Origin of the sequence: Polaribacter sargassicola (assembly GCF_021991835.1) — a bacterium.
Lineage (GTDB): Bacteria > Bacteroidota > Bacteroidia > Flavobacteriales > Flavobacteriaceae > Polaribacter > Polaribacter sargassicola.
This window is the reverse complement of record NZ_JAHDAU010000007.1, coordinates 102,098-128,740: the sequence shown is the minus strand read 5'-3', so window position 1 is coordinate 128,740 and position 26,643 is coordinate 102,098. Positions and strand designations below refer to the sequence as shown.

24 protein-coding genes are annotated in these 26,643 nt (G+C 27.8%); 12 read left to right on the top strand and 12 right to left on the bottom strand.

All coding sequences use genetic code 11. The annotated features are described in order from the left end of the window. Positions 1-9: 9 nt before the first annotated feature. The 3 genes from KI686_RS12365 to sucC all read right to left on the bottom strand — a co-directional run bounded on the left by KI686_RS12365 (position 10) and on the right by sucC (position 3,058). The gene (locus KI686_RS12365) at positions 10-519 is read right to left on the bottom strand and encodes a peroxiredoxin-like family protein (protein ID WP_237589633.1); all 510 of its coding nucleotides are present in this window, start codon (positions 517-519) and stop codon (positions 10-12) included. A 66-nt stretch (positions 520-585) separates the two neighbouring features. Beyond that, positions 586-1,695, bottom strand: a complete 1,110-nt coding sequence (locus tag KI686_RS12360; RefSeq protein WP_237589632.1) for an alkene reductase — start codon at positions 1,693-1,695, stop codon at positions 586-588. Positions 1,696-1,861: 166 nt separating this feature from the next. Then, a complete protein-coding gene (sucC, locus tag KI686_RS12355; protein ID WP_237589631.1) occupies positions 1,862-3,058 on the bottom strand; it encodes an ADP-forming succinate--CoA ligase subunit beta in 1,197 nt (398 codons plus the stop codon). 224 nt (positions 3,059-3,282) lie between these two features. Here sucC and KI686_RS12350 point away from each other — a divergent pair, with 224 nt between their 5' ends. The 9 genes from KI686_RS12350 (at position 3,283) to KI686_RS12310 (ending at position 13,133) form a co-directional block, all read left to right on the top strand. After that, positions 3,283-5,706 carry a DUF5916 domain-containing protein gene (locus tag KI686_RS12350; RefSeq protein ID WP_237589630.1) on the top strand — a complete coding sequence of 808 codons (2,424 nt, stop codon included), beginning with the start codon at positions 3,283-3,285 and terminating at the stop codon, positions 5,704-5,706. 92 nt (positions 5,707-5,798) lie between these two features. After that, positions 5,799-6,461: an ABC transporter ATP-binding protein gene (locus KI686_RS12345; protein ID WP_237589629.1), complete on the top strand. Its 663-nt coding sequence runs from the start codon at positions 5,799-5,801 to the stop codon at positions 6,459-6,461. 37 nt (positions 6,462-6,498) lie between these two features. Then, the gene (locus KI686_RS12340; RefSeq protein WP_237589628.1) at positions 6,499-7,044 is read left to right on the top strand and encodes a CPBP family intramembrane glutamic endopeptidase; all 546 of its coding nucleotides are present in this window, start codon (positions 6,499-6,501) and stop codon (positions 7,042-7,044) included. Positions 7,045-7,050: 6 nt separating this feature from the next. Then, a complete protein-coding gene (locus KI686_RS12335) occupies positions 7,051-7,815 on the top strand; it encodes a TIGR02757 family protein (protein ID WP_237589627.1) in 765 nt (254 codons plus the stop codon). Between the two features lie 76 nt (positions 7,816-7,891). Beyond that, positions 7,892-9,841, top strand: a complete 1,950-nt coding sequence (locus KI686_RS12330) for a BatA domain-containing protein (RefSeq protein WP_237589626.1) — start codon at positions 7,892-7,894, stop codon at positions 9,839-9,841. Beyond that, positions 9,838-11,094, top strand: coding sequence for a dihydroorotase (locus KI686_RS12325; protein WP_237589625.1), 1,257 nt, complete (start codon positions 9,838-9,840; stop codon positions 11,092-11,094). Before KI686_RS12330 ends, KI686_RS12325 begins: the two co-directional genes overlap by 4 nt. A gap of 5 nt (positions 11,095-11,099) precedes the next feature. Beyond that, entirely contained in the window at positions 11,100-11,429 is a 330-nt protein-coding gene (locus KI686_RS12320) for a hypothetical protein (protein ID WP_237589624.1), read from the top strand. Between the two features lie 21 nt (positions 11,430-11,450). Continuing rightward, on the top strand, positions 11,451-12,092 hold the full coding sequence (locus KI686_RS12315) for an alpha/beta hydrolase (protein ID WP_237589623.1): 642 nt from the start codon (positions 11,451-11,453) through the stop codon (positions 12,090-12,092). A gap of 117 nt (positions 12,093-12,209) precedes the next feature. Next, positions 12,210-13,133, top strand: coding sequence for a septum formation inhibitor Maf (locus tag KI686_RS12310; protein ID WP_237589622.1), 924 nt, complete (start codon positions 12,210-12,212; stop codon positions 13,131-13,133). Between the two features lie 109 nt (positions 13,134-13,242). Here KI686_RS12310 and KI686_RS12305 read toward each other — a convergent pair whose 3' ends face one another. After that, positions 13,243-15,993, bottom strand: a complete 2,751-nt coding sequence (locus KI686_RS12305; protein WP_237589621.1) for an outer membrane beta-barrel protein — start codon at positions 15,991-15,993, stop codon at positions 13,243-13,245. 157 nt (positions 15,994-16,150) lie between these two features. Between KI686_RS12305 and KI686_RS12300 the strand changes: the two genes are divergently transcribed. Beyond that, positions 16,151-17,386 (top strand): DEAD/DEAH box helicase, encoded by a 1,236-nt coding sequence (locus tag KI686_RS12300; RefSeq protein WP_237589620.1) that lies wholly within the window; start codon positions 16,151-16,153, stop codon positions 17,384-17,386. Positions 17,387-17,408: 22 nt separating this feature from the next. Here KI686_RS12300 and KI686_RS12295 read toward each other — a convergent pair whose 3' ends face one another. From KI686_RS12295 to KI686_RS12280, 4 genes are all read right to left on the bottom strand, one after another. Further along, positions 17,409-17,861: a DUF1569 domain-containing protein gene (locus KI686_RS12295; protein WP_237589619.1), complete on the bottom strand. Its 453-nt coding sequence runs from the start codon at positions 17,859-17,861 to the stop codon at positions 17,409-17,411. Between the two features lie 89 nt (positions 17,862-17,950). Then, the gene (locus KI686_RS12290) at positions 17,951-18,526 is read right to left on the bottom strand and encodes a Crp/Fnr family transcriptional regulator (RefSeq protein WP_237589618.1); all 576 of its coding nucleotides are present in this window, start codon (positions 18,524-18,526) and stop codon (positions 17,951-17,953) included. A 1-nt stretch (position 18,527) separates the two neighbouring features. Further along, complete coding sequence (gene holA, locus KI686_RS12285; protein WP_237589617.1) at positions 18,528-19,529, bottom strand: DNA polymerase III subunit delta; 1,002 nt, start codon at positions 19,527-19,529, stop codon at positions 18,528-18,530. Further along, on the bottom strand, positions 19,530-20,051 hold the full coding sequence (locus KI686_RS12280) for a P-loop nucleotide/nucleoside kinase family protein (protein ID WP_262913993.1): 522 nt from the start codon (positions 20,049-20,051) through the stop codon (positions 19,530-19,532). Between KI686_RS12280 and KI686_RS12275 the strand changes: the two genes are divergently transcribed. Both KI686_RS12275 and KI686_RS12270 read left to right on the top strand, forming a co-directional pair. Next, complete coding sequence (locus KI686_RS12275; RefSeq protein ID WP_237589615.1) at positions 20,046-20,489, top strand: type I restriction enzyme HsdR N-terminal domain-containing protein; 444 nt, start codon at positions 20,046-20,048, stop codon at positions 20,487-20,489. The two genes, KI686_RS12280 and KI686_RS12275, sit on opposite strands and share 6 nt — an antisense overlap. A 66-nt stretch (positions 20,490-20,555) precedes the next feature. Further along, entirely contained in the window at positions 20,556-21,554 is a 999-nt protein-coding gene (locus KI686_RS12270) for a glycosyltransferase family 2 protein (RefSeq protein ID WP_237589614.1), read from the top strand. 1 nt (position 21,555) lies between these two features. Here the strand turns inward: KI686_RS12270 and KI686_RS12265 are convergent, their stop codons facing one another. The 4 genes from KI686_RS12265 to KI686_RS12250 all read right to left on the bottom strand — a co-directional run bounded on the left by KI686_RS12265 (position 21,556) and on the right by KI686_RS12250 (position 26,613). Further along, on the bottom strand, positions 21,556-22,263 hold the full coding sequence (locus KI686_RS12265) for a DUF4294 domain-containing protein (RefSeq protein ID WP_237589613.1): 708 nt from the start codon (positions 22,261-22,263) through the stop codon (positions 21,556-21,558). A 73-nt stretch (positions 22,264-22,336) separates the two neighbouring features. Next, the gene (gene ligA, locus KI686_RS12260; RefSeq protein ID WP_237589612.1) at positions 22,337-24,334 is read right to left on the bottom strand and encodes an NAD-dependent DNA ligase LigA; all 1,998 of its coding nucleotides are present in this window, start codon (positions 24,332-24,334) and stop codon (positions 22,337-22,339) included. Positions 24,335-24,350: 16 nt separating this feature from the next. Further along, entirely contained in the window at positions 24,351-24,866 is a 516-nt protein-coding gene (locus KI686_RS12255) for a DinB family protein (protein ID WP_237589611.1), read from the bottom strand. Between the two features lie 304 nt (positions 24,867-25,170). Then, positions 25,171-26,613: a glyceraldehyde-3-phosphate dehydrogenase gene (locus KI686_RS12250; RefSeq protein ID WP_237589610.1), complete on the bottom strand. Its 1,443-nt coding sequence runs from the start codon at positions 26,611-26,613 to the stop codon at positions 25,171-25,173. Between the last annotated feature and the right edge of the window lie 30 nt (positions 26,614-26,643).

The following is a 26,643-nucleotide window of genomic DNA, read 5'->3' as shown; positions in this document are numbered from 1 at the left end:
AGTATTTTATTAAGCTCCTCCTCTTGCTGGGTAACCTTCTTTTAAAATATAATCTATTCCTTTTAAAACATCTTTAAATTCTGGTCTACCAAATGGCATAGATTGTATAGATTCCCAATAAATCTTACCTTCTTTATCTAATATAAATAAGCCTGGTTCTACAAACTGTTCTGGTTCTTTATCAGAAATAGCATTACTTACTAATAATCCCCATTTTCTACCTTCATCAATAGATAATCCGTATCCTAAAGGTACATTTTTTATATCCCATTTTTCATGAGTTTCTTTAGCAACTTCTTCCGTATTTACACTTACTGCAATTACATTTACTCCTCTTTCTGAAAAGTCTTTCATTTTCTTTTCTAAATCTTCTAATTGCATTTTACAAACAGGACAGTGTTTTCCTCTGTAAAATAAAACTAAAGTGAAATTTTCTGGATTTTGGTCTTCTAAATTCCATACTTTTCCGTTTACTAAATTTATCTTTAAATTGGGTGCTTTCTGTGTTGGTTTAATCATTTTATGATTTTTTTTAATTGTTAATAATAATTACAAAATTGTTTTTTAAGACTATTTGCAACAAGTTTATACAGGTACTATTTTTGATTTTGAATAATCTACATATCCTTTTTTTCCTGGAGTGTAAAAAGTTTCTTCATTCCATTCGGTTAATGCTACATTATATTTAAAACGCTTTACTAAATCCGGATTAGAAATATAAGGTTTACCAAAAGCTACTAAATCTGCATTACCTTCTTTTATAACTTTATTTGCAGATTCTTTATCAAAACCTGAATTAATAATTATTGTACCGTTATAGATTGGTCTAAAATGCTCTGCAATATTGGTTACGGCATAAGGTATATCTGAAACATCATTAAAAGGTTCTGATAAATGAATGTAAGCCAAGTTATAATCGTTTAATTTTTTGATGATATATTCAAATGTTGGTATGGTTTCTTCATCCATTTCCATCCCAAAAATATTATTTAGAGACGGGTTAAACCTTGCTCCTATTTTCTGCTCTGGTAAAACTTCTTTTACAGCATCTAAAACTTCAAAGAAAAAGCGAGCTCTATTTTCTATACTTCCTCCATATTTATCGGTTCTTTTATTAGAGGTTCTATTAAAAAACTGATGAAATAAATATCCGTTAGAAGAATGAATTTCTACTCCATCAAAACCAGCTTCTATTGCATTTTTAGCTGCATTTTTAAAATCTAATATTGTTTGATTAATCTCTTCTTGAGTCATTGCTTTAGGCGTAACAGTATTTTTACGACCTTCTGCAGTATATACTTCTGTATTTGGGTTTAATGCAGAAGGTGCAAGTGGTAACTCTCCGTTATGAAAATCTGGATGAGAAATTCTACCTACATGCCATAATTGTATAAAAATTTTACCTCCTTGCTCATGCACGTTTTCAGTTACTTTTTTCCAACCTTCTACCTGAGCTTTAGAATGTATTCCTGGTGTATTTATATATCCAATAGCTTTTTTAGAAACTTGAGATCCTTCTGTAATAATTAATCCAGCCGAAGCTCTTTGCTTATAATACAATGCTTCTAATTCTTCTGTTGGTTTTCTCTCTTCATTATTAGCTCTACTTCTTGTCATAGGCGCCATTACTACTCTATTACTTAAATGCAATCCATCTATATTATTAAATGGTTGCAAAATAAAATCTGTATCCATTGTATTTTGTTTTTTTGATTTACACAAAACTACAGGATAAGAAACGTTGTTATTAACGCATAACATTAAAAAGTGAACGCAAATGCTAATCTTACTTAAAAACTAGAAACAAAAAAAGCCTCGCAAATTGCGAGGCTTTTAATATAATGTAATTGTAAGTTACAAATTAAGCACTTAAAACTTCTTGTACTTTATCTGCAGCTTCTTGAAATTCTGTAGCAGAAATAATTTCCATACCAGAATTGTCAATTAACTCTTTTGCTTCTTTTGCATTAGTACCTTGTAATCTACAAATAATAGGCACAGTAATTTTGTCTCCCATATTTTTGTATGCATCTACAACACCTTGTGCAACTCTATCACAACGTACAATACCACCAAAGATATTTACCAAAATAGCTTTAACTTCTGGATCTTTTAAAATAATACCAAAAGCAGTTTCTACTCTAGCAGCATCTGCAGTACCACCAACATCTAAAAAGTTAGCTGGCTCTCCTCCAGATTCTTTAATTAAATCCATAGTTCCCATTGCTAATCCAGCTCCGTTTACCATACATCCAACGTTTCCATCTAAATCTACATAGTTTAATCCAGCAGCTTTAGCTTCAACTTCAATTGGGTTTTCTTCTCTTAAATCACGCATTGCTGCATAATCTTTATGTCTGTATAATGCATTTTCATCTAAAGATACTTTAGCATCAACAGCCATTATTTTAGAATCTGATGTTTTTAATACTGGGTTAATTTCAAACATAGAAGAGTCTGATTTAATGTAAGCTGTATATAAAGCAGTAACAAATTTTGTCATTTCTTTAAAAGCTACACCAGATAAACCTAAGTTAAAAGCAACTTTACGTGCTTGAAAAGGCATTAACCCTAATAAAGGATCTATTTCTTCTGTAAAAATTAAGTGTGGAGTTTCTTCTGCAACAGTTTCAATATCCATTCCACCTTCTGTAGAATACATAATCATGTTTTTACCAGTTGCTCTGTTTAATAAAACAGACATATAATATTCATCTGGTTCAGAATCACCAGGATAATATACATCCTCAGCAATTAATACCTGATTTACTAATTTTCCTTCTGCAGATGTTTGAGGCGTAACTAACATCATTCCTAAAATATCATCAGAAATAGATTTTACTTCGTCTAAGTTTTTTGCCAACTTAACACCACCACCTTTTCCACGACCACCTGCGTGTACTTGAGCTTTAATTACATGCCAACCTGTTCCAGTTTCTTCTGTAAGCTTTTTTGCAGCATCAACTGCCTCAGCAGGAGTACTTGCAACAATTCCTCGTTGAATTCTAACTCCAAAACTGTTTAAAATTTCTTTTCCTTGATATTCGTGTAAATTCATTTGTAAAATTTTATTAACGGATTCAAAAATACAAATTCATATATAAAATTTCGCATAGTTTTCATTAAAAATTTATTAATACATTTTATTTATCATTTTAACATAAAAAGTTTAATTTTTTAAAAAGTGTAACATTTTAATTCTACCAAAGTCTTTGTAGGTGTATTAACTAACTTAAACAAGTTAACACAAACAACATCTTACTATTAATCAACCAAAATTACATGTTTAAAAAAGCCTTTTTATTAATTGTTGTTTTTTTATCAATTAAACAAACAAATGCACAGAGTAAAAAAAATAGAAGAGTAATTAAAACCACTAGAATAACTAAACCTCCAAAAATTGACGGATATCTAAACGATGAGTCTTGGAAAAATGCAGAGTTAATTACAGATTTTATTGAACTTAGACCATCTAATGGTAAAGTAGTTAGTAAAGAATATCAAACTACCGTAAAAGTAGTTTATGATGATAATGCAATCTATATTTCTGCTCAAATGAATGATCCTGATCCTGAAGGAATACCCAAAGAATTTTCTACAAGAGATAATTTTAGTATTGCAGATTTCTTTTTAGTTACTATAAACCCTAATGATGATGGCCAAAACCCATTTGAATTTATAGTACAAGCTACAGGAAACCAAGGTGATGCTAAAGTTTCTAACGGTAATGAAGATTTTGACTGGAGTGCTGTTTGGGAAAGTGCTGTTTCTACTGATGAAAAAGGTTGGAATGCAGAAATAAAAATTCCTTACAGAGCTTTGCGTTTTGCAAACAGACCCATACAATCTTGGGGATTTAATTTTCATAGAAGGTTAGAAAAATTAAATGCACAACATACCTGGACACATATTGACAACTCTGTAGGTAGATGGACACAATACGATGGTTTAATTACCGGTTTTAAAAACATAAAACCTCCTACTCGCTTAAATTTATACCCTTACGCTTCTGCAACAGCAACTACTTTTGATGGAAATACAGATTATGATTGGAGTGTTGGTATGGACATAAAATATGGTTTAACAGATAACTTTACATTAGATGCTACATTAATCCCTGATTTTAGCCAAGTTGGTTTTGATGATGTAGAACTAAATCTAGGTCCGTTTGAACAACAGTTTACAGAGCAAAGACAATTTTTTACAGAAGGAACCGAGCTATTTAATATTGCCAACCTTTTTTATTCTAGAAGAATCGGCTCTAACCCTATAGATCAATTTAATGTTTCATCAACACTAAATAGTAACGAAGAAATTACAGATTACCCTAGCAAAGTAAATATGTTAAACGCCATAAAAGTATCTGGTAGAACAAAAAGTGGTTTGGGTATTGGTATTTTTAATGCAATTACAGAAAAAACAGAAGCTACAATTATTAATAATGAAACTGGTGATATTAGAAAAGAGGTAATCTCGCCTTTTACTAATTATAACATTTTAGTATTAGATCAACAATTTAACCAAAACTCTACAATTTCTCTTATAAATACAAATGTTACTAGAAACGGACGTTTTAGAGACGCTAATGTTACCGCTTTAGATTGGCATATAGAAACTAAAAACAGTAAGTATAATGCAGATGGTTCAGTAAAAATGAGTAATATTTCTGATGATATTAATAACCCAAATACAGGTTATACTTTTGATAATAGTTTTGGATATAATTCTGGTCATTGGAACTGGGAAATAGGTTATTATCTAGAAAATAAAGATTTTAACCCTAACGATTTAGGTATCTTATTTAGTAATAACGAACAAGCTATTTATGGTAGCGCAGGCTGGACAACATTACAACCTACAAAAAAATTTAACAGTTATAATTTTTATTTTTATAATGATGCAGAGTTTCAACATTATTCTGGTATTTACACAGGTTATCAAGCTAGTTTTGGAGCAAGCGCACAAACAATAAATCGTTTTTATTTTGGTGGAAATTTAAATTACGAAACAGAAAGCAAAGACTTTTTTGAACCTAGGCAAGGTTCTACAAGCGGCATTTATTTTTTACAACCAGAACGAAAAAACATTAATGGCTGGATTTCTACAAACTCTCAAAAAAAGTTTCAATTAGATGCAGATATCTGGTATACTGCTTACTCTAAAAACCCTAAAGTGGGTTATGGTTTTGGCGTAGCACCTCGTTATCGTTTTACCAATAAGTTTTCTTTACAGTATAATTTAAATTTCAATAAATTTAATAACGATCAAGGTTATGTAGATCAAACTAATAACAACATTATTTTTGGTATTAGAGATCGAAAAAATTACACAAACACTATTGCTGGTAAATATAGTTTTAGCACAAATTCTTCTCTATCTTTAAGCTTTAGACATTATTGGGGAGACGTAAATTATAATAGTTATCATAATTTAAACTCTAATGGAACTTTAACAGAAAACAACGCTTATACCGGAGAAAACTTAAACTTTAACAGCTGGAATTTAGATTTAAATTACATTTGGCAATTTGCACCTGGTAGTCAATTAATTGCTTTTTATAGAAATTCTATTTTTAACGAAAACAACCAAGCAAACCAAACTTTCTTTAAAAACTTAGATAATTTATTTGATCAATCTCAAAATCATACATTTTCTATGAGATTGGTTTACTTTATAGATTACAATAAATTAAAAAACATTTTTTAATCAATTATCTACTTAATATCAATTTAAGAAATCAGAAAAGCTTAACAGTTTTTCTGATTTCTTTTTTATACATTCGTTACAAAGTTATAAGTATGATAATTGGTAAAAACATTCACAAATATTATGGGGATGTAGAAGTTTTAAAGGGTGTAGATTTAGATATTAAAAAAGGAGAAATAGTTGCTATTGTTGGCCCATCTGGAGCAGGAAAAACAACTTTACTTCAAATTTTAGGTACTTTAGATAAACCTTTAAAAGAAAAAAACTTCGAGCTAAAACTTAACAATACTTCTTTAAAAAACTTAGCAGATAAAGAGCTTTCTTCTTTTAGAAACAATCATATTGGTTTTATTTTTCAGTTTCATCAACTTTTACCAGAATTTACTGCTTTAGAAAACGTTTGTATACCTGCTTATATTGCTAAAAAATCTAAAAAAGAAACCGAAAAAAGAGCTAAAGAGCTGTTAGATTTTTTAGGATTATCGCATAGAATAAACCACAAACCCAACGAACTTTCTGGTGGAGAACAACAAAGAGTTGCAGTAGCAAGAGCTCTAATAAACAACCCTTCTGTTATTTTAGCTGATGAACCTAGTGGAAATTTAGACAGTGAATCTGCCAAAAATTTACATGAGTTGTTTTTTAAACTTCGTGATCAATTTGGGCAAACTTTTGTTATTATAACTCATAATGAAGATTTGGCAAATATGGCAGATAGAAAACTAACAATGAAAGACGGTATTATTGCTCATTAAATTTTACTCTTTTAAAAAAAAATAAATAAAAATTAATATGAAAGAAACCTTTTTCCTTTTAATTAATTATTTAAAAAATCCTGTTTTACAAAAAGAGACTTCTAAAAAAACTTCATATAAGCTTAAAATATTATTTCAATTATTAATCATTTCAATTTTAACAAGTTTATTCTTAACTCCAATATACTCTGTTATAGAAGAACTACAGCTTGTAGATTTTAATACACATAAATTAGAAGAAATGTTTAAGAACATGGGCGTTCTTGAAACTTTGTTAATAACCGCTGTTGTTGGCCCAATTATAGAAGAACTTCTTTTTAGAGCACCTATGACGTTGTTTAAAAAACCAATTTTATTTAAGTATGGTTTTTATTTTTTTTCTATAATTTTTGGTTTTATACATATTACTAATTATCAAATTACTACAAACGTACTTTTACTTTCTCCTATATTAATTTTACCACAATTACTTGTCGGTTTTTATTTTGGATACATTAGAATTAAGTTCGGTTTAATTTGGTCTATCTATTTACATGGTGCTTATAACTGCACTTTATATTTAATGAGTTTTATCTTAGAATAACAAATAATGAAAAAATCTGAGCTTAAAGAATTTTTAGATGAAAAGGTAATTTTATACAACAATCCTAAATTTATAGAATCTGACCCCATACAAATTCCTCATCTATTTTCTATAAAAGAAGATATTGAAATTGCTGGTTTTTTAACCGCTACCATTTCTTGGGGAAACAGAAAAATGATTATTAAAAATGCATCTAAAATGATGGGTTTACTAGATAATTCTCCTTACGATTTTGTGTTGAATCACTCTGAAAAAGAATTAAAATCACTCGAAAATTTTGTGCATAGAACATTTAATTCTGTCGATTTACAGCAATTTATTAGCTCTTTAAAACATATTTATACGCAACATAAAGGGTTAGAAAATGTTTTAAAAGTTGATGAAAAAGAGACCGATTATAAGAACTCAATTCACCATTTTAAAGAAGTTTTTTTTGAAATTCCTCATCAACAAAGAACACAAAAACACGTGTCTGATCCGTTAAAAAATTCTGCTGCAAAACGTATAAATATGTTTTTAAGATGGATGGTCAGAAATGATAATTTTGGAGTAGATTTTGGCATTTGGAAAACACATAAAGCAGCCAATTTATCTTGTCCTTTAGATGTACATTCTGGTAATGTAGCACGAAAATTAAAACTACTTTTAAGAAAACAAAACGACTGGAAAGCACTTTCTGAACTCGATAATAACTTACGAAAATTAGATAAAAAAGATCCTGTAAAATACGATTTTGCTTTGTTTGGTTTAGGTGTTTTCGAAAAGTTTTAATTAGTAATTAACAACCTCTTTTCTATTTCTAATTTTTGTAATAAATTAGTTATAAATAAATCTCTAAAAAAAATAAATGCAATTTAAAAATCCTGAAATTTTATATTTTTTAGCACTACTAATTATACCAATTTTAGTACACCTTTTTCAGTTACAAAAGTTTGTAAAAACACCTTTTACAAACGTTGCATTTTTAAAAAAAATAACACAACAAAACCGTAAGAGTTCTACTATAAAAAAATGGTTAATTTTAGCAACAAGACTACTATTATTTTTAGCGATACTTTTTGCTTTTTCTCAACCATATATTAGTAATAAAAACATTAATAAAAAACAACATAATTTTATTTATTTAGACAATTCTTTAAGTACAAACACTAAAGGAGAGAAAGGAAATTTATTACAAAATACTATACAAGAAATTATAGAATACACATCAGAAAAAGATGTATATTCGCTGCAAACAAATTCTGATTTTTATTCTGAAATTACAAAAAGTGAGTTAAAAAATATTCTACTAAACACTAAAGAAACTTCAAAAAAAGTAGATTTATCAAATGTTTTACTCAATTTTAACACAAAGAAAAATAATAAAACTATTAGTTTATATAAAACTATATTAATTTCTGATTTTCAGAATACTTACAAAAGTGAGTTTACAAATGTAACACCCACTTTTTCCTTTATAAAACTAAAAAGTACTTTAAAAAACAACTTATCTATAGACAGTGTATTTACCACAAATAAAAACGGTCTTAATTTTACGCTAAATATTGTTGTTAAAAACCAAGGAGAACAAAAAAAGAACATTCCGTTAGCTATTTACAACAACACAAAATTGGTTAACAAACTCTCATCTTCTTTTGAGAAAGACTCTACTAAAACAATTGAAGTCACCATTCAAAGTCAAGAAGAATTTAACGGGAAAATAGAAATAATTTTTAGCGACATTTTTAGTTTTGACAATACCTTTTATTTCAGTATAAAAAACAATCAAAAAACAAACATTTTATCAATAGGAAACAGGTCTGATTTTCTACCAAAAATCTACACAAAAAACGAGTTTAACTTTACTCATAATTTTGTAAAAAACATCAATTATAACATCATAGATAAACAACAATTAATAATATTAAATGAGCTTGAAAACATACCTGAAATTTTAATAAATAAAATTATTGACTTCTCTAATAATGGTGGAAATGTAATTATTATTCCGGCTGAAAATTCAAAAAAAGACACTTATAATTTACTTTTAAATAAGTTAGATTTAGGTAAAATAATTTCTAAAAAAACAGATAGTTTAAAAATTACAGACATCAATTTTAGTCATCCAATTTTTAAAAATGTTTTCTCTAAAAAAATTACAAATTTTCAATATCCTTTTGTAAAAAGTTACTTTGCAATTTCATCAAAAAATGAAAGTAAAATAATTTCTTTAGAAAATAATATTGCTTTCATTTCTGAAATAAAAAACGAAAAAAATAAGGTTTATTGGGTAGCAAGTCCGCTAAATAAAAACAGCAGTAATTTTACAAATTCTCCTCTTATAGTTCCTGTTTTTTACAACATCGGAAAATGGAGTTTTCAACAATCAAAATTATTTTACAGAATTGGTTTAGAAAACAAAATTGATGTAGAAACAAATCTAAAAAAAGACAATGTTCTAAAAATTACCAATCATCAAAATTCATTTATTCCGATGCAACAAAAATTTAAAAATAAAGTTAGCATCACCACAAATGATCAACCTTTAAAATCTGGTTTTTATAACATCGTAAAAAATGTAGATACAATTCAAAAATTAGCTTACAATTATCCAAAAGAAGAAAGCTTACTTAACTTTTTAGACCTAAACGAAATTAAAAAAACCAATAAAAATGTTACAATTTCTAACTCTGTAAAAAATGTTTTTAAAGAAATAAACAAAAAAAACGAAGTTCATTCACTTTGGAAATGGTTTTTAACGTTGGCAATTGTATCTTTGTTTTTAGAAATTTTGATTTTAAAATTCTTAAAAAAATGACCACTCTTATAAAATCGGCAACGATTATAGACTCTTCAAGTCCTTATCACAATCAACAAAAAGACATATTAATTACTAACGGAATCATCGATAAAATAGAAGATTCTATAGAAACAAAAGAAAACTATACAATTGTAGAGTTAGATAATTTACATGTTTCTTGCGGTTGGTTTGATACAAGTGTTTCTTTTGGCGAACCTGGTTACGAGGAAAGAGAAACAATAAAAAAAGGATTAGACGTTGCTGCAAAAAGCGGTTTTACTGCTGTTGCTGTTAATGCAAACTCTAACCCTGTAATTGATAATAAATCTTCGGTAGAGTTTTTAATAAACAAAGCTAACGGATTTGCAACCAACTTATACCCTATTGCGGCTTTAACTCAAAATAGCGAAGGTGTAGAAATGGCAGAATTATTTGACATGAAACAATCTGGTGCAATTGCTTTTGCGGACTACAACAAACCTGTTGCCAATGATAATTTGATGAAAATTGCACTTTTATACGCTCAAAACTTTGATGGTTTGGTTTTTAGTTTTCCTAAAAATAAAGCGATTGCGGGAGAAGGAATTGTAAATGAAGGTATAAACAGCACAAAACTTGGTTTAAAAGGAGTACCTGATTTAGCAGAACACATACAAATTGCAAGAGATTTATTTTTATTAGAATATACTGGCGGAAAACTACACATACCTACTATATCTACCGCAAAATCTTTAACTTTAATAGAAGAAGCAAAAAAGAAAGGTTTACAAGTAACTTGTAGCGTTGCTGTGCATCATTTAACGCTTTCTGATGACGAATTACACGGGTTTGATAGTAACTTTAAAGTAACACCTCCTTTAAGAACAAAAACAGATATAGAAGCTTTACAAAAAGGAATAAAATCTGGAGTAATAGATATTATTACATCTGACCACAACCCTATTGATATAGAAAATAAAAAACTAGAATTTAGTGAAGCTAAAGATGGAACCATTGGTTTAGAAAGTGCTTTTGGCGCAATTAACACGGTTTTAAATATAAATGACTTTATAGATAATTTAACAAGCAAACCTAAAGCTATTTTTGGTTTAGAAAACCATACAATTAAAGAAAATAACAAAGCAGAAATTACCTTATTTAATCCTGATGAAAAATATGTCTTTACAAAATCTCATATTTTATCAACTTCTAAAAACAGTGCTTTTTTAGATAAAAAATTAAAAGGAATTGTATACGGAATTTTTGCGAACAACCAACTTGTTATAAACTAAATCTAATGGAAAATTACACAGTTAAAGAAGGTAAAACAGCAGCAATTATTAGTCATTTTTGGGTTATTGGTTTGCTAGTTGCTTTTGTTATGAATAACAGTAAAAAGAATTATTTTACCAGTTTTTACATTAGACAAATGGTTGGTTTAAATATTTTTCAATTTTTAAATGGATTGATAATTTATAAATTCTTTGGTTCTACTGCTGGTAGTATTGTAAGTTTTCTTCTATTTATTTTATGGATTATTTCTTTAATTGGTGCTTTTAAAGGCGAAGAAAAATTGGCTCCAGTTGTAGGAGAACAATTTCAAGAGTGGTTTAAAAATATTTCATAAAATTTAAAACAAAGTACAAAAATGAGCGATTTACAATATTTAGTTAGAAAACCTAAAAAAACAATAGAAAATCCACCTTTATTAATTTTATTACACGGATACGGAAGTAATGAACAAGATTTGTTTTCTTTTGCAGAAGAATTACCAGATGATTTTTTAATTGTAAGTGCACAAGCACCTCATTCTTTAGGTTTTAATAGTTACGCTTGGTTTGCTATTAATTTTGATGAAATAAATGGTAAATTTTCTGATTTAAAACAAGCAAAAGAATCTTTAGATATGATTGCTCTTTTTATTGATGAAATAAAAGAAAAGTACAAAACCGATCCTGATAAAACATTTTTATTAGGTTTTAGCCAAGGTGCTATTTTAAGTTACTCTCTAAGCTTTTTCTATCCTAATAAAGTACAAAATGTAATTGCTTTAAGCGGTTATATTAATGATGAATTGCTACCAGAATCAATTTCTAAAGAAATTAAAACTAATTATTATTCTTCTCACGGAACTGTAGACCAAGTTTTACCGATAGAATGGGCAAGAAAAAGCAAACCTTTTTTAGATAATTTAGGTTTTAACAGCACGTATTCTGAGTATCCTGTAGGTCATGGAGTTGCACCACAAAACTTTTTCAGTTTTAAAAAATGGATTGAAGAACGCTTATAAAGCTCTCTTAAATCTTCTCATTTTTTAATTATAACATAAGTAAGTACTATCTATTTAATACGACGAAAAAATTGAAGTTTTGTAAAAGTTTTATCTATTAAATAAATCTAAAAAATTATGAATTCAATTTTAAAAATATTTATTTTTCCATACATATGTTTCATCATTGCTTGTAAATCTGACAAAGAACCTCAAAAAACAGAAACAACATCTATTAAAAAAACCGAAGTTTTTACTAAAGAAAAACAATTTAATGATTATTGGTATTCTGGAAAAGCAGAATTAAATAGTTACGAACTAAAACAATCTAGATACGGAGAAATCCGTAAAGGTGAAGTAGTTTTAGTATTTGTAACAGAACCTTTTTCTTTAAGCAAACAAGTTAAATTAGACAATGCTAAAAAAGCAGGAAACGATAATGTTTCTGTAATGAAATTGAATAATGTTAGAAAATTTACAACAGGTATTTACGATTACTCTATTGTAAGCTCTACTTTTACACCTGTTAACACAGATAAACATCCTTATACTTTAAAATTAAACACTAGTATTCAAGAATGGTGTGGTCATACTTTTACACAATTAAACTTAAAAGAAAATAACTATCAATTTCAACAATTTTCTTATTTTGAAAAAGACGGAGACACAAAAAAGAATATTTCTAAAGCTCTTTTAGAAGATGAACTTATGACACGTATTCGTTTAAATAAAGGACAATTACCTTTAGGTGAAATCGATTTAATTTTCTCTACAATATACAGCCGTTTTGCTTATAAAGATTTACAAGCTACAAAAGCTAAAATTAGCAAAACAGAAACTAATACTACATTAAATTATAAAATTGATTATTTAAAATACAATAGAACTCTTACAATTAATGTAGAAAAAGAATTTCCTTATAAAATATTATCTTGGACAGAAGATAATGGAGATGGATTGATAACCGAAGCTATTCTTAAAAAAAGTTTAAAAGAACCTTATTGGAACCAGAAAAAAGTATCTGATGAAATTAAAAGAAAAGAATTAAAATTGATGAATTAAATCTTTCTAAAAAATAAAAAAACCTAATTACTGAGCTTTATAACAACTCATTAATTAGGTTTTGTTTTTTAACTTTAATAAGTAAAAAATATTTAATAAAGTTTTATCATTAATTTCTTCTAGAACGGCCTCTACCGCCACCTATTCTATTAGCAGGAACATTCATTTTTTGACCAGCAAAACTTCCGAATTTATATACAAATGTTGCCATAAAATATTGTTCTAAAATTCTATTTTCTACATCTTGTATATATGTTTCTGTTACTGTTCTTCTATAACCATTATTTTTACCTAACATATCATAAGCAACTATAGAAAACGTAGCTTGATTATTCCAAAGCTCTACACCTAAACCTGCATTCCAAAAAACAGCATCTCCATCAAATTCATCTCCTACTCTACTATTGTAACGATAAGCTACTTTATTAGATAAAAAAGCATTCTTTAGAAAAAATACATTTGTATCTACATTTAAGTTTTGTACAAAATAATTATTATCATTAAAAGCATCTGTATCATAAATACTTTTGTTTTTAGAATAACTATAAGCCGTACTTATATCAATCTTATTATCATAAGAATATCTAAAAGAAACCGATGGTTTTAAAACTGTTGTTTTTGCTGTAAATTTTACGTTATTCTGAATAGACAAACTATTACTATAACTTCCGTTAAAACCAGCATTTAAGTTGATGTTTGTTTTTCTATTATAAAAAGATTTAGAAACCGCTAAATTACCCGAATAAGAATAATCACCATCTATGTTACTATAAGTTGTGTATCTATTTAAATTTGAATCTGTAATTGTTGAATTGATAATTTTATCTTGAACAAATTGAGCTCTTGCGTTTCCTGAAATATTAATGTTATTATAAGCTAAATTATTTTGATATTGAAAACGTATATTATGGCTAACACCTGGCTCTAATAAAGGATTACCAACAATTACATGAGTAATATCACTTACATCTTCTACTGGCTGTAATTGACTTACAGACGGTAAATCTACATTTTGATTATAGTTTAAAGTGATATTTTTATATCCGTTTTCATCTCTATAACGTATTCTACCAGAATAAGTTAAATAATCAAAATCTGCCTTAAAATTTCTTTCTGTAACCAACTTATCTTCGTAGTCTCTAGATGTGTTTATATAAGCACCTTCAAACTCAAAACGAAAATCTTTATATTGATATCTTAATTTTAAAGCTGGTTTTAATGTAGTTGTTAAGTATTTACTTTTTAAACTTAAAACATCATTAAAGCTATCATACTCTTCTGTTTCACTATTAAAATCATAAATATCTTTTTGATTTTTTTCTGAGTAAAACGTTGCGCTATAACTAGGCATCAATCTAAAATTTTCAAATAATTCTTTGCTCCAAAAAGCATTTAAATTAATGTTACTACTATTACTGTCTGCTGTATTTATTTGATCTTGTACTATTGTTTCATCATTGTTAAAAAGCGTATTTTCTGAATAATTTTTACTATCAGACTCTTCTTTAGTAAAATCTGTAGTTAATCTTACTCTTAAATAATCGCTTTTGTTATTTAAAACAGAAGTTATACCAATTACGTTATTAAACTCGCTATTAGAAGATGAAGAATCGTTGTTAGAATTATAATCGCTCACTAAATCTCCGTTGTCATAAAAAGACTCTCTTTCTACCATAGAACCAGACTCTTCATTAGAACTTTTAAAATTTGCTTCGTTAGAAATTTCTATTTTCTTTTTAGATCTTTTTTCTTTAGAATCTATAATAAATTTTAAATCTGCACCTGCTGTATGGTTCTCAGAATCTGTAAAACTATCACTATTAGAATCTGTTATATAATTAAAATCTGGTAAAAAAGTTTCTTTATGGCTTTCTTGATCAAAATCTCTATTTTGAGAACTATACCTATAATTACCATTTACTCTTGTTTCATTCCATTTACCTTTTGTGTAATTAGCACCAACAAAATCAGACTCTATATACCCATTACTTGTATCTGTATCTGGCAAAGCATTAAAACCTCTAGATAAATTTATATTGTTAGTTCCTGCAATAAGACCTATTTGTTTACCATCTATCAATTTAAAAATGTTTGCATTTACTTGATATTTATCATCAGTACCATAACCTAATTTAACATCTCCAAAACTAGCTCTATTTTTTCCTTTTTTAATTTTTAAATTAATTTCTTTAGTACCAGAATCAGATTCTTCACCAGTAAATTTTTGATTATCTGTCTTATAATCTGTAACCTGTACTTTACTAATAACATTACTTGGCAAGTTTTTTAAAGCAATATCACCACTTTTTTCTCCAAAAAATTTCATACCATCAACATTTATGGCTTCTACTTCTATACCATTTACAGTTATGTTTCCATCTATATCTATATCTACACCTGGTAATTTTTTTAATAAGTCTTCGGCTTTATCATTGGGTAAAGTTTTAAAACTATCTGCATTATATTCTACAGTATCTTTTTTAATTAAAACAGGCGGAGCACGTGCTATAATTGTAACAACATCTAACTGTTCTGTAAGGTTTTTTAAAACAATATAACCCATATTTAATTTACCGGTAGATGGTACATTTATGTCTTTCATATAAGGCTCATAACCCAAAGACGCAATATTAAATATAACTTTAGAGTCTGTTCCAGGGTTTACTTTTAAAGAAAAATGTCCATTGTCATTAGTAATTCCGTAAGCAATAGGAACACTATCTTTTATACTTTGTAAATACACAGTGGCTCCATTTAATAAAATAGAATCTTGGTCTTTTAAAATACCTTCTACAGTAAATACTTGAGAGAATAATGATGTAGAAATAAATAACGAGAGTAATAGTAAAATTCTTTTCAATTTCTTTTAAGTTTGGGTTTGAGTATGTTGGACATAAAATATTTTATGTAGTTTAAAATAAATACGTTAAATAAAAGTTAAAATCGCTTTTTTTATAAAAAGTAAATTCAGTAAAAACTATAATTTCTTTTCAACTACCTTTGTAAAAAAATAACTAATGCAATTTTCTGATTTACCTTTAGACTTAAACATATTAAAAGCTGTTGCCGAAGCAAGGTTTCATAGACCAACTTTAGTACAAGAAAAAGCAATACCTTTAGTTTTAGCTAAAAAAAATGTAATTGTTTCTGCACAAACTGGTACAGGTAAAACAGCTTCTTTTGCCTTACCTATTATTCAACTTTTGTTAGATAGACAAAATACTGAAGAAGAAAACAAAAAAATAAAATCTTTAATTGTTACACCAACCAGAGAGTTAGCCATACAAATTTTAGAAAACTTTTCTAATTACAGTAAATACACAAATTTAAAAACTACTGCTGTTTTTGGTGGTGTTTCTTTAGAACCACAAAAAGAAATTTTAGCAAAAGGTGTAGATGTTTTAATTGCAACTCCTGGTAGATTGATTGATTTACAATTACAAGGTAATATTGATTTAAGTGCTATAGAAATTTTTGTTTTAGATGAAGCTGATTTAATGTTAGATATGGGTTTTATTGCTGATGTAAAAAAAATAGAAGCGCTTTGCCCAAAGAAAAAACAAACCTTACTTTTTTCTGCAACTATACCAGAAAAGATTAATGATTTGGCAAAAAGCATTATAAGAAATCCTACAAAAGTAGAAATTAATCCAGAAGAAACTACAGCAAAAAACATTGGTCAGTTATTGTATTATTTACCTAAAAAAAACAAAACCGATTTATGTTTACATTTATTAAGAAATACAATAAATGGTAAGATTATAATTTTTAGACGCACAAAATTTGGTGTTGATAAACTAGAACAAACCTTAATTAAAAACGGCTATAAAGTAACTAGTATTCATGGTGATAAAACACAAGCGATAAGAAATAAAGCTATTGAAAGTTTTAAAGATAAAAAAGCAAATATTTTAATTGCTACAGATGTTGCTGCACGTGGTATAGATATTACAAATGTAGATGCAATTATTAATTTTGATATACCTAATATACCAGAAACTTATGTGCATAGAATTGGTAGAACCGGTAGAGCTGGTAAATCTGGAATAGCATTTTCTTTCTGTTCTCCAGACGAAAATGCTTACATTAAGTTAATTGAAAATTTAATTGAAAAACAAATTAAAGTTATTACAGAACATCCTTATCCTATTAGTAAACCAAAACATAAGAAAAAACAACCAAATACTATTAGCAAACATAGTAAAGGTAGAAAATCTGAAGCTTCTAAAAAGAATAAAAAACGTTGGTATTAAGTTATTTTAGCAAATAAAAAAATTAAACTCCAAACTGAGTTAAATGATGATCTAAGTGCTTGTAAAAAGAATTATTCCATTCTTTAATAGTTAATTTACCAAAAGAATGAGACTCTTTACCATCAAAATAAGACTCACCTAATTCTTGGGTTTTTACAATGTAAGCTACTAATTGTTGTTTTTCTTTTTCAAAATCTCTTTCATCAGAAATTATAAATTGTGGTGCTGTTTTTCCGTTTTTAGCATACGGTTTTTCTGATACAACAATATTTTTAACAAATGTTTTTAAAATCCATCTTGTAAAAGCATTAGGTTTTACATGTTTGTCTGTATAAACCATCTCGTAAGTTACCGAACAGTGAGCCAACATTTGCGACACAGACATTTTACCCCAACTGGCTTGAGATGTTGTAGATAAATTATTAATTCTTGCTATTACCTCTTCTGTAACTTCTTTTTTAAAAATGTTTTTCATTTTAATGTAATGCTTTAAATATTAATTATTTTCGATAAAAATACTATTCATTTATATTCTTATTCTTGTCATAAGACAAGAAAATACAATTATGAAATTTCTTTTCTAATTCTACTTAGAGATGTATCTGTAATTCCTAAAAAAGAAGCAATGTGTTTTAATGATGCTTTCTTTATAATTTCTGGATTATTTTTAATCAACTTTTTATATCTAGAAGAAGCCTTATCTGTAATCATACTTAAAGTTCTTTCTTTTAAGCTAAAAAAATCACTTGCTAAACGAGATCTTCCCCAATCTCTATACTCTTTGTACAAATTAAAATCTTTATTAAAAGTTTCTAGTTTTTTTACCCATAACTCACAATCTTCAACAGCTTGTATGTCTTCTTTTGTTGGTATTTGCATAAAAAAAGAATGTCCTTCTAAAATTAAAGCATCTTTACCATAAAAATTTGTTGTTACCTCATTACCTTCAAAATCAATGATAAAAGAACGTAAAAAACCACTGATCACAAAATAATACCCTTTAACTACTGTACCGCTTTTTATTAAAAGATCTCCTTTTTTAATTGTTATTTTTTGATATCCTTTTATAAGGTTTTCAAATTCATCAGTTGTTAAACCAATTGTACCCAATTCTTCAAACAAGACCTTTCTATCATCCATTTTAATGTAAAATTTTAAATAATAATTCTTTTAAAATATCTTTATCTGATTGATTAGCGCCAACTCCCTTACTTTTAACATCTGCATCTCTTAAAGTAGCTATTACTTGCGATACTTTACGCATTGGATAATTTCTTGCTGCAGCAAAATATTCGTCTACAAAATACGGACTTACACCTAAGTTTTTTGCTACAGAACCTTTAGATTTATCTTTTAAACCATGAAATAAAAGCAATTGCGTAAAAAAACTATTTAACAAAGAAACTGTTAATACTAAAGGATTGTTTTTAGGGTTTTCTGCAAAATAATTAATAATTCTATTTGCTTTAACTATATTTTTTTCTCCTACAGCTTTCTTTAATTCAAAATTATTAAAATCTTTAGATATACCAATATTCTCTTCTATATGAGTATCATTTATAATTGTTTCTTTAGGTAAAATAAGCGTTAATTTATCTAATTCTTTAGATATTTTACTTAAATCTGTACCTAAAAACTCTACCAACATTAAAGCTGCTTTTGGTTCTATTTGATATTTTTTACCACTTAAAACTCTACGAATCCAATCAGAAACTTGGTTTTCATACAGTTTTTTGCTTTCAAAAACCAATCCAGATTTAGAAATTACTTTATGTAGTTTTTTCCTTTTATCTAATTTTTTATACTTATAATTTATAACTAAAACGGTTGTTGGCTGCGGATTTTCTGCATAAGAAACCAATTTTTCTATGGTTCTACTTAAATCTTGTGCTTCTTTTACAATGATAACCTGTTTTTCTGCCATCATTGGGTAACGCTTTGCTGAAGAAACAATATCTTCTATACTTGTATCTCTACCGTAAATAATTTGCTGATTAAATCCTTTCTCTGATTCATCCAAGATATTATTTTCTATAAAGTCAGAAAGTTTATCTATATAATAAGGCTCATCACCCATTAAAAAATAAACTGGTTTTATATCTCCGTTTTTAATATTTGCAACAATGCTTCTAATCTCGTTCATTTACTCTTTTATAACTATTGCATTTTCTAATTCTGATTTTGTAGGTTTTTCAAACCATTTTTCCATAAATTCAAAATCATTTTCACTTACTTCAAACTCAAAAGTTTTACCTTTTTCTAAATTTCTTTTTAAAACTCTTTCTTTTCTTATTTTTTTAGGAATATCTAAAAAATGAATTTTAACTTCTAAATTATTATCTAATGCAAATTTTCTATATTTTTCTCTATGAGAATATTTAGAAAGCCCAACATCTAAAATACTATCTACTTTAGAGCTTTCTAATTGTAAAATTAAATCTTGCATTAAAGTTTCTGCTCTTTCTATTCTTTCTAAAAACCAATCTAAACCATCATTTTCTGTTTTATCTGCAAAAAACAATACTTTATTCCATTTATCTAAAGTAAAAATAATTCCGTTATTATCAGATTTTAAACTATTTGCATAGGTAGATTTTCCCGCTCCAGTATTACCCACTATTAAATGTATCATATCTGATTTTTTATTTACTTTTGATTGATGCAAAAACTGAATCTACCTAACTATAATTTTAAGCTCAAAAGTAGCGAAAATAAGACGCTTATTTTTGATAAACTAAGAAAAAAATATTTGGTTTTAACACCAGAAGAATGGGTTAGACAGCATTATGTTTACTTTTTAATTGAAGAAAAAAAATATCCAATCTCTTTAATTGCTTTAGAAAAACAACTAACAATAAATAACAGAAAAAAAAGAACTGATATCTTGGTTTTTAATGCAAACGGAAAACCAGATATTATTGTAGAATGCAAAGCACCTTCTATTAAAATTACTCAAGACACTTTTGATCAAATTGCGCGTTATAATTTAAAATTAAAAGCTAATTTTTTAATTGTTACCAACGGATTACAACATTTTTATTGCAAAATGGATTTTGAGAATGAAACCTACATTTTCTTAAGAGAAATACCTAATTACAAATAACAAAAACATCTTTTATTAGCTACACTTTTAGGTGTTAAGTAATTTATTAAATGTAAATTTGCCAACTTGAAAATAGCAATCGTCATATTAAATTGGAATGGGCAAAAACTTTTACAACAGTTTTTACCATCTGTAGTAGAATTTAGTACTACACAGGCAGATATTTATATTGCAGACAACGCCTCTACAGATGACTCAATTAAATATGTGCAAGAATATTTTCCGTCTGTTAAAATCATAAAAAACACCACAAATGGTGGATATGCAAAAGGTTATAATGATGCTTTAAAAAACTTAGATACAGATATTTATTGTTTATTAAATTCTGATGTTGAAGTTACTAAAAATTGGTTAAACCCAATTATTGATGTTTTTAAAAAGAATAAAAACACCGCAATTATACAACCTAAATTATTAGATTTTAAAGACAAAACAAAGTTTGAATATGCTGGCGCAGGTGGTGGTTATGTAGATTTATATGGATATCCTTATTGTAGAGGACGTGTTTTTAATAATTTAGAAACTGATAAAGGGCAATTTAATGACACAACTGATATTTTTTGGGCCTCTGGAGCTTGTTTATTTATCCGTTCTAAAATTTATCACCAACTAGGTGGTTTTGATGAAGATTACTTTGCGCATCAAGAAGAAATAGATTTATGTTGGCGTGTTCAAAACAACAATTATTCTATTAAATATGTTGGTGCATCTACGGTTTACCATGTTGGTGGCGCTACTTTACAAGAAACAAACCCACATAAAACTTTTTTAAATTTTAGAAACAGTTTATTAAATGTTGTAAAAAACATCCCAAAAAAATGGTTTCTTTTTGTTGTTTTTTCTCGTTTAATCTTAGACGGAATTGCAGGTTTAAAGTTCTTAATAGAATTAAGACCAATACATACTTTTGCTATTATAAAAGCTCATTTTAGTTTTTATAGAAATTTTTTAAAATTCTTAAAAAAACGAAAAAAACTTAAAAAGAAATTAGATTATAATAAACACACTAGTGTTGTTTGGCAGTATTTTGTTTTAGGCAGAAAACGTTTTAAAGAATTAAAGTAACTTATTTTTTATCTTTTTTCTTCTTATTTTTCTTACTGTTTTTTGCAAACATTAATTTATATTCTTCAACATCAATCATAGATTTTCTTTCTACTAAAATTTTAGTAAAATCGAAATCTAATCTTGTTGGTTGGTGTTTTAATTTATTATTCTGAAAAGCTGTTTGCAAAATATTTTCAATTAAAAAATCTTCGTTAACAGATTCTGGATGATATTCTGTTTTTAATGAAAGTTTAAAAACATTTGCGGTTGTGTTGTACCAAAAAGCTTTCCAACCACTTCTTAAAACTTTTATATTATCAAAGGCTGTTTGCCCTGTTTGTCTATGAATTAGTTTTATTAAAATACGCCCTTCTGTAGTCGTCATTTTTTTTATTTGCTCTGTAAACTCTCCTTCAATATATTTCTGAACTAATTTAATATACTTTTTTCGTTTACTTTTAGATTCAATTTTCTCTATTCTGGCATCTAAAGAATCTAACCTTTCTGAAGCTAATTGCGCATAAGGATAAGCCTTAAAAACTTTTCTTCTAAACCATAAATAATAACGAATATCGTTTCTAGATTTAAATTTAGGTTTTGGTATTAAAGAAAACTCATTAAGATTTACGGTTAATGTATCGCCAGGTTTTACAAACACATAATCATCTATATTTACAGGTAGAGAATCTGTTTCTTTCTTTTGAGAAAAAGAAAGAAAAGAACTCATTATAAAATATATGTAAATTAGTTTTTTCAAATCTTAAAATAATAATCATTAATTAAGCCAAATATTGCCCTTTTTAAGAAATTTTATCAATAAAATCTTGTTCAGAAATTATTGCAATTCCTAAATTTTCTGCTTTTGCTAATTTTGATGGGCCCATATTATCACCAGCAACAATAAAGTTTGTCTTTTTAGAAATTGAAGAACTTACTTTTCCGCCATTATCTTCAATTGCTTTTTTTAATTCGTTTCTAGACATTTGATGAAAAACACCTGAAACTACAAAAATTTGCCCTTCTAATTTATTAGTTTGATTTTCTAAACTTTCTGCAGAAACCTCTAATTGAACTCCAGATGCTTTTAAGCGATTAATAAGCTGAATGTTACCCAAATTTGATGAAAAATCGATAATACTTTGCGCTATTCTGTCTCCTATTTCATCTACAGCAATTAAGGTTTCAAAATCTGCTACCATTAAATTGTCTATCGATTTAAAATGCTTGGCTAGTTTTTTAGCAACTGTTTCTCCTACAAAACGAATACCAAGTGCAAATAATACTTTTTCAAACGGAATTTCTTTTGATTTTTCTATTCCTTCAATCATATTTTGAGCAGATTTTTCTGCCATTCTTTCTAACGGAATAACTTGCTCAACTTTTAAATCGTACAAATCTGCATAATTGGTAATCAATCCTTCTTTACGTAATAAATCTACTGTTTCTCCTCCTAAACCATCAATATCCATGGCTTTTCTAGAAATAAAATGCTGAATTCTTCCGGTAATTTGTGGTGCACATCCAAATTCATTTGGACAATAATGTTTTGCATCTCCTTCTGTTCTTACCAATTCTGTATTACATTCTGGGCAATGAGTTGCGTAAATTGTATGTTCGGAGTTTTTTGGACGCTTAGCAAAATCTACTGCAATAATTTTAGGAATAATTTCGCCACCTTTTTCTACAAAAACAGTATCGCCAACTCTAATATCTAATTTTGCAATTTGATCTGCATTGTGTAAAGATGCTCTTTTTACAGTTGTACCTGCTAATTGCACAGGTTCTAAATTTGCAACAGGCGTAATTGCACCTGTTCTACCTACTTGATATGTAATTTCGTTTAGTTTTGTTGAAACTTGCTCTGCTTTAAACTTATAAGCAATTGCCCATCTTGGTGCTTTAGATGTGTAACCTAATTCTTCTTGTTGCTGAAGATTATTTACTTTTATTACAATTCCGTCTGTTTCGTAAGGCAAATCATGTCTATGAGTATCCCAATGATTTACAAACTCAAAAACTTCATCAATAGATTTTGCTAACGTAATTGTTTCTGGCACTTTAAAACCAACTTTTCTAGCATTTTCTAAACTTTCAAAATGTGTTTTGTACTTACGTTCTTCTGTAACAACTTGATATAATAAACAATCTAAAGGACGTTTTGCTACTTCTGTGCTGTCTTGTAATTTTAAACTTCCGCTTGCGGTATTTCTTGGATTTCTGTATGCTTCTTCTCCATTTTCTACTCGCTCTTCATTCATTTTATTAAACCCATCAATTGGCAAAATAATTTCTCCTCGCATCTCAAAATTAGAAACAAAGTCTTCTTTTATACTTAACGGAATTGAACGAATTGTTTTAATATTATTAGTTACTTCATCTCCTTGAAAACCATCACCACGAGTAACAGCTTTAACAAACTGACCGTTTTGATAAGTTAAATTAATAGAAGCTCCATCAAATTTTAACTCACAAGTATATTCGGTTTCTGTTGTGCCTAATACTTTTTGAACTCTTTTTTCCCAATCTAACAAATCTTCTTTAGAATAAGAATTATCTAAAGAATACATTCTATTTTTATGTACTACGGTTTCAAAATTTTTGGTAATGCTACCTCCTACTCTTTGTGTTGGCGAGTTTGGATCGAAAAATTCTGGATTTTCTTTCTCTAACTTTTCTAATTCTTTAAGTTTTACATCAAAATCGTAATCTGAAATTGAAGCATTATCTAATACATAATAATTATAATTATGCGTATTTAACTCATCACGTAGTGATTGTATTTTTTGTTGATTTGTCATTTCTTAATTAGAAAAATTAATCTTGTTTTGTACCTGTTAAAACACTAACTCCTTTTGGAAAAGGATTACCAGATGACCTTCTAAACGATACTAATTGACCTACGTGCCAAATAGCATCTGCTATTGGCCCATTAATTACACACCAAAAAGAAAATTCTTTTTCTGGAAATATAATTTTGTATTTAGAAACGTCTTTACTTTCTCTAAGAATAGTACTGGCTTGCAATAAGTTTTCTAATGTTTTTTTTCTTTTTTCTGCAAAAGTCATACTTGGTTCTTTAGATCCATTTACTTTTATCAATGTTGCGTTTAAAATTCTTATTGATAAATGATAAATATGATCTATTGTTTCTTCTGTTGTTCTTGCTTCTGCATTTGGCTTAAATGCCAAATCTAATTCTGATAAACCTTCTGTTGCCCAATAATATCTAAAACCTAAACCATCTACCATTCTGCTAGTGCTTGTACCTGCTGTATATTCTGTTGATGGTTCTGGTATTTGATAATATGGTAGTTTTTCTTGTGAATTCATCTTAAAAAAAAGGACTTATTTGCAATTGTAAAAATACTAAAAACAGTACATGAAACAATTGTTTTCTATAATTTTAAGTTGTCTAAAAGCAGGCAAATAGGTTTAGCCCTGATTGAACGGCGTGTTTGAGCTCTTTTTTAGATTGGTTTTATAAAAAGATATTTTTTATGAAACCAATCTAGCGAAGCGAAAAAAAAGCGAGTAGTGAAAGCAGGAAATAGCTTCTAAAAAATAAACCTCGAAATATAAATATTCCGAGGTTTTTACACTCAATTTGTATTGAATGAATTTGCACTAAGAGATTTTAATAATAAGTATATCGTCTAACTTTTGCAATGTATTTTGCCAATCTAATTACTTGATGAGAATAACCATATTCATTATCATACCAAACATAAATGACAATAGTTTCTTTATCTACAATTGTAGATTTACTATCAAAAATTGATGGTGCTGTTGTACCAACAATATCTGAAGAAACCAACTCACTATCTAAAGAATATTTAATTTGCTCTACCAAATTGCCTTCTATAGCATACTTTTTTATTGTAGAGTTTATAGCTTCTTTTGATACCGGTGTGTTTAATTGTAAGTTTAAAATTGCCAAAGAACCATTTGGTACCGGAACTCTAATTGCATTAGATGTTAACTTGCCTTCTAATGCCGGAATTGCTTTGGAAACAGCTTTACCTGCGCCAGTTTCTGTAATTACCATGTTTAAAGCTGCAGCTCTACCACGTCTGTTTTTGCTATGCATATTGTCTACCAAATTTTGATCGTTCGTGTATGCATGAATGGTTTCTAAATGACCTTTTTTAATTCCGAAATTGTCTTCTAAAACCTTTAAAATTGGTGTAATTGCATTTGTTGTACAAGATGCTGCAGAAAAAATATCTACATTATCTGGGTTATTTTGTTTATGATTAACACCGTGTACAATATTAGGAACACCTTTACCTGGCGCCGTTAATAAAACTTTGCTTGCACCTTTTGCTTTTAAATGTCTTGCCAAAGCAACATTGTCTCTAAAAGCACCTGTATTGTCTATTATTAAGGCATCCGAAATTCCGTATTCTGTATAATCAATATCTTCTGGTTGTTTAGCAGAAATCATGTAAACAGTTGTTCCGTTAATAATTAGTGCATTATTATCTATATCTGTTTCTACAGTTCCTAAAAAATCGCCATGTACAGAATCTATTCTTAGTAATGAAGCTCTTTTTTCTAAAACATTTTCTGTAATTTCTCCACGAGTTACAATTGCTCTTAATCTTAATTGAGAACCTTTACCCATTTTAGTCATTAATTCTCTAGCTAATAAACGACCTATTCTACCAAAACCATATAAAACAACATCTTTAGGTTTTATATTTTTAGATGTTGTTGCATCCTTTAATTTACCTTTAACAAAAGCTAATTTATCGTTACATTTTGTAATATTTAATTGACACTCATAAGCCAATTTACCAATATCTAGTTTAGATGAAGGCAAATCTAATTGCTGTATTGCTTTAGCTATTTCTAAAGTATCTGCTATAGTAATTTTTTTACCAACAAACTCTTTTGCGTAATTTATTAAATTTAAAATTTCGCTTGCTCTTTTATTTACTAAAGAGTTTCTAAACAAAACCAACTCTATAGATTTATCGTACCATAAATCATTAACAATGTTTATAAACTCTACAACTACTCTTTTATTTTTAGCCTGTGCTAATACCTCTTCTTCGTAATTTACGTTTTTTAACATAACCTATTTTAAAATTTTGAGTAAAAGTAT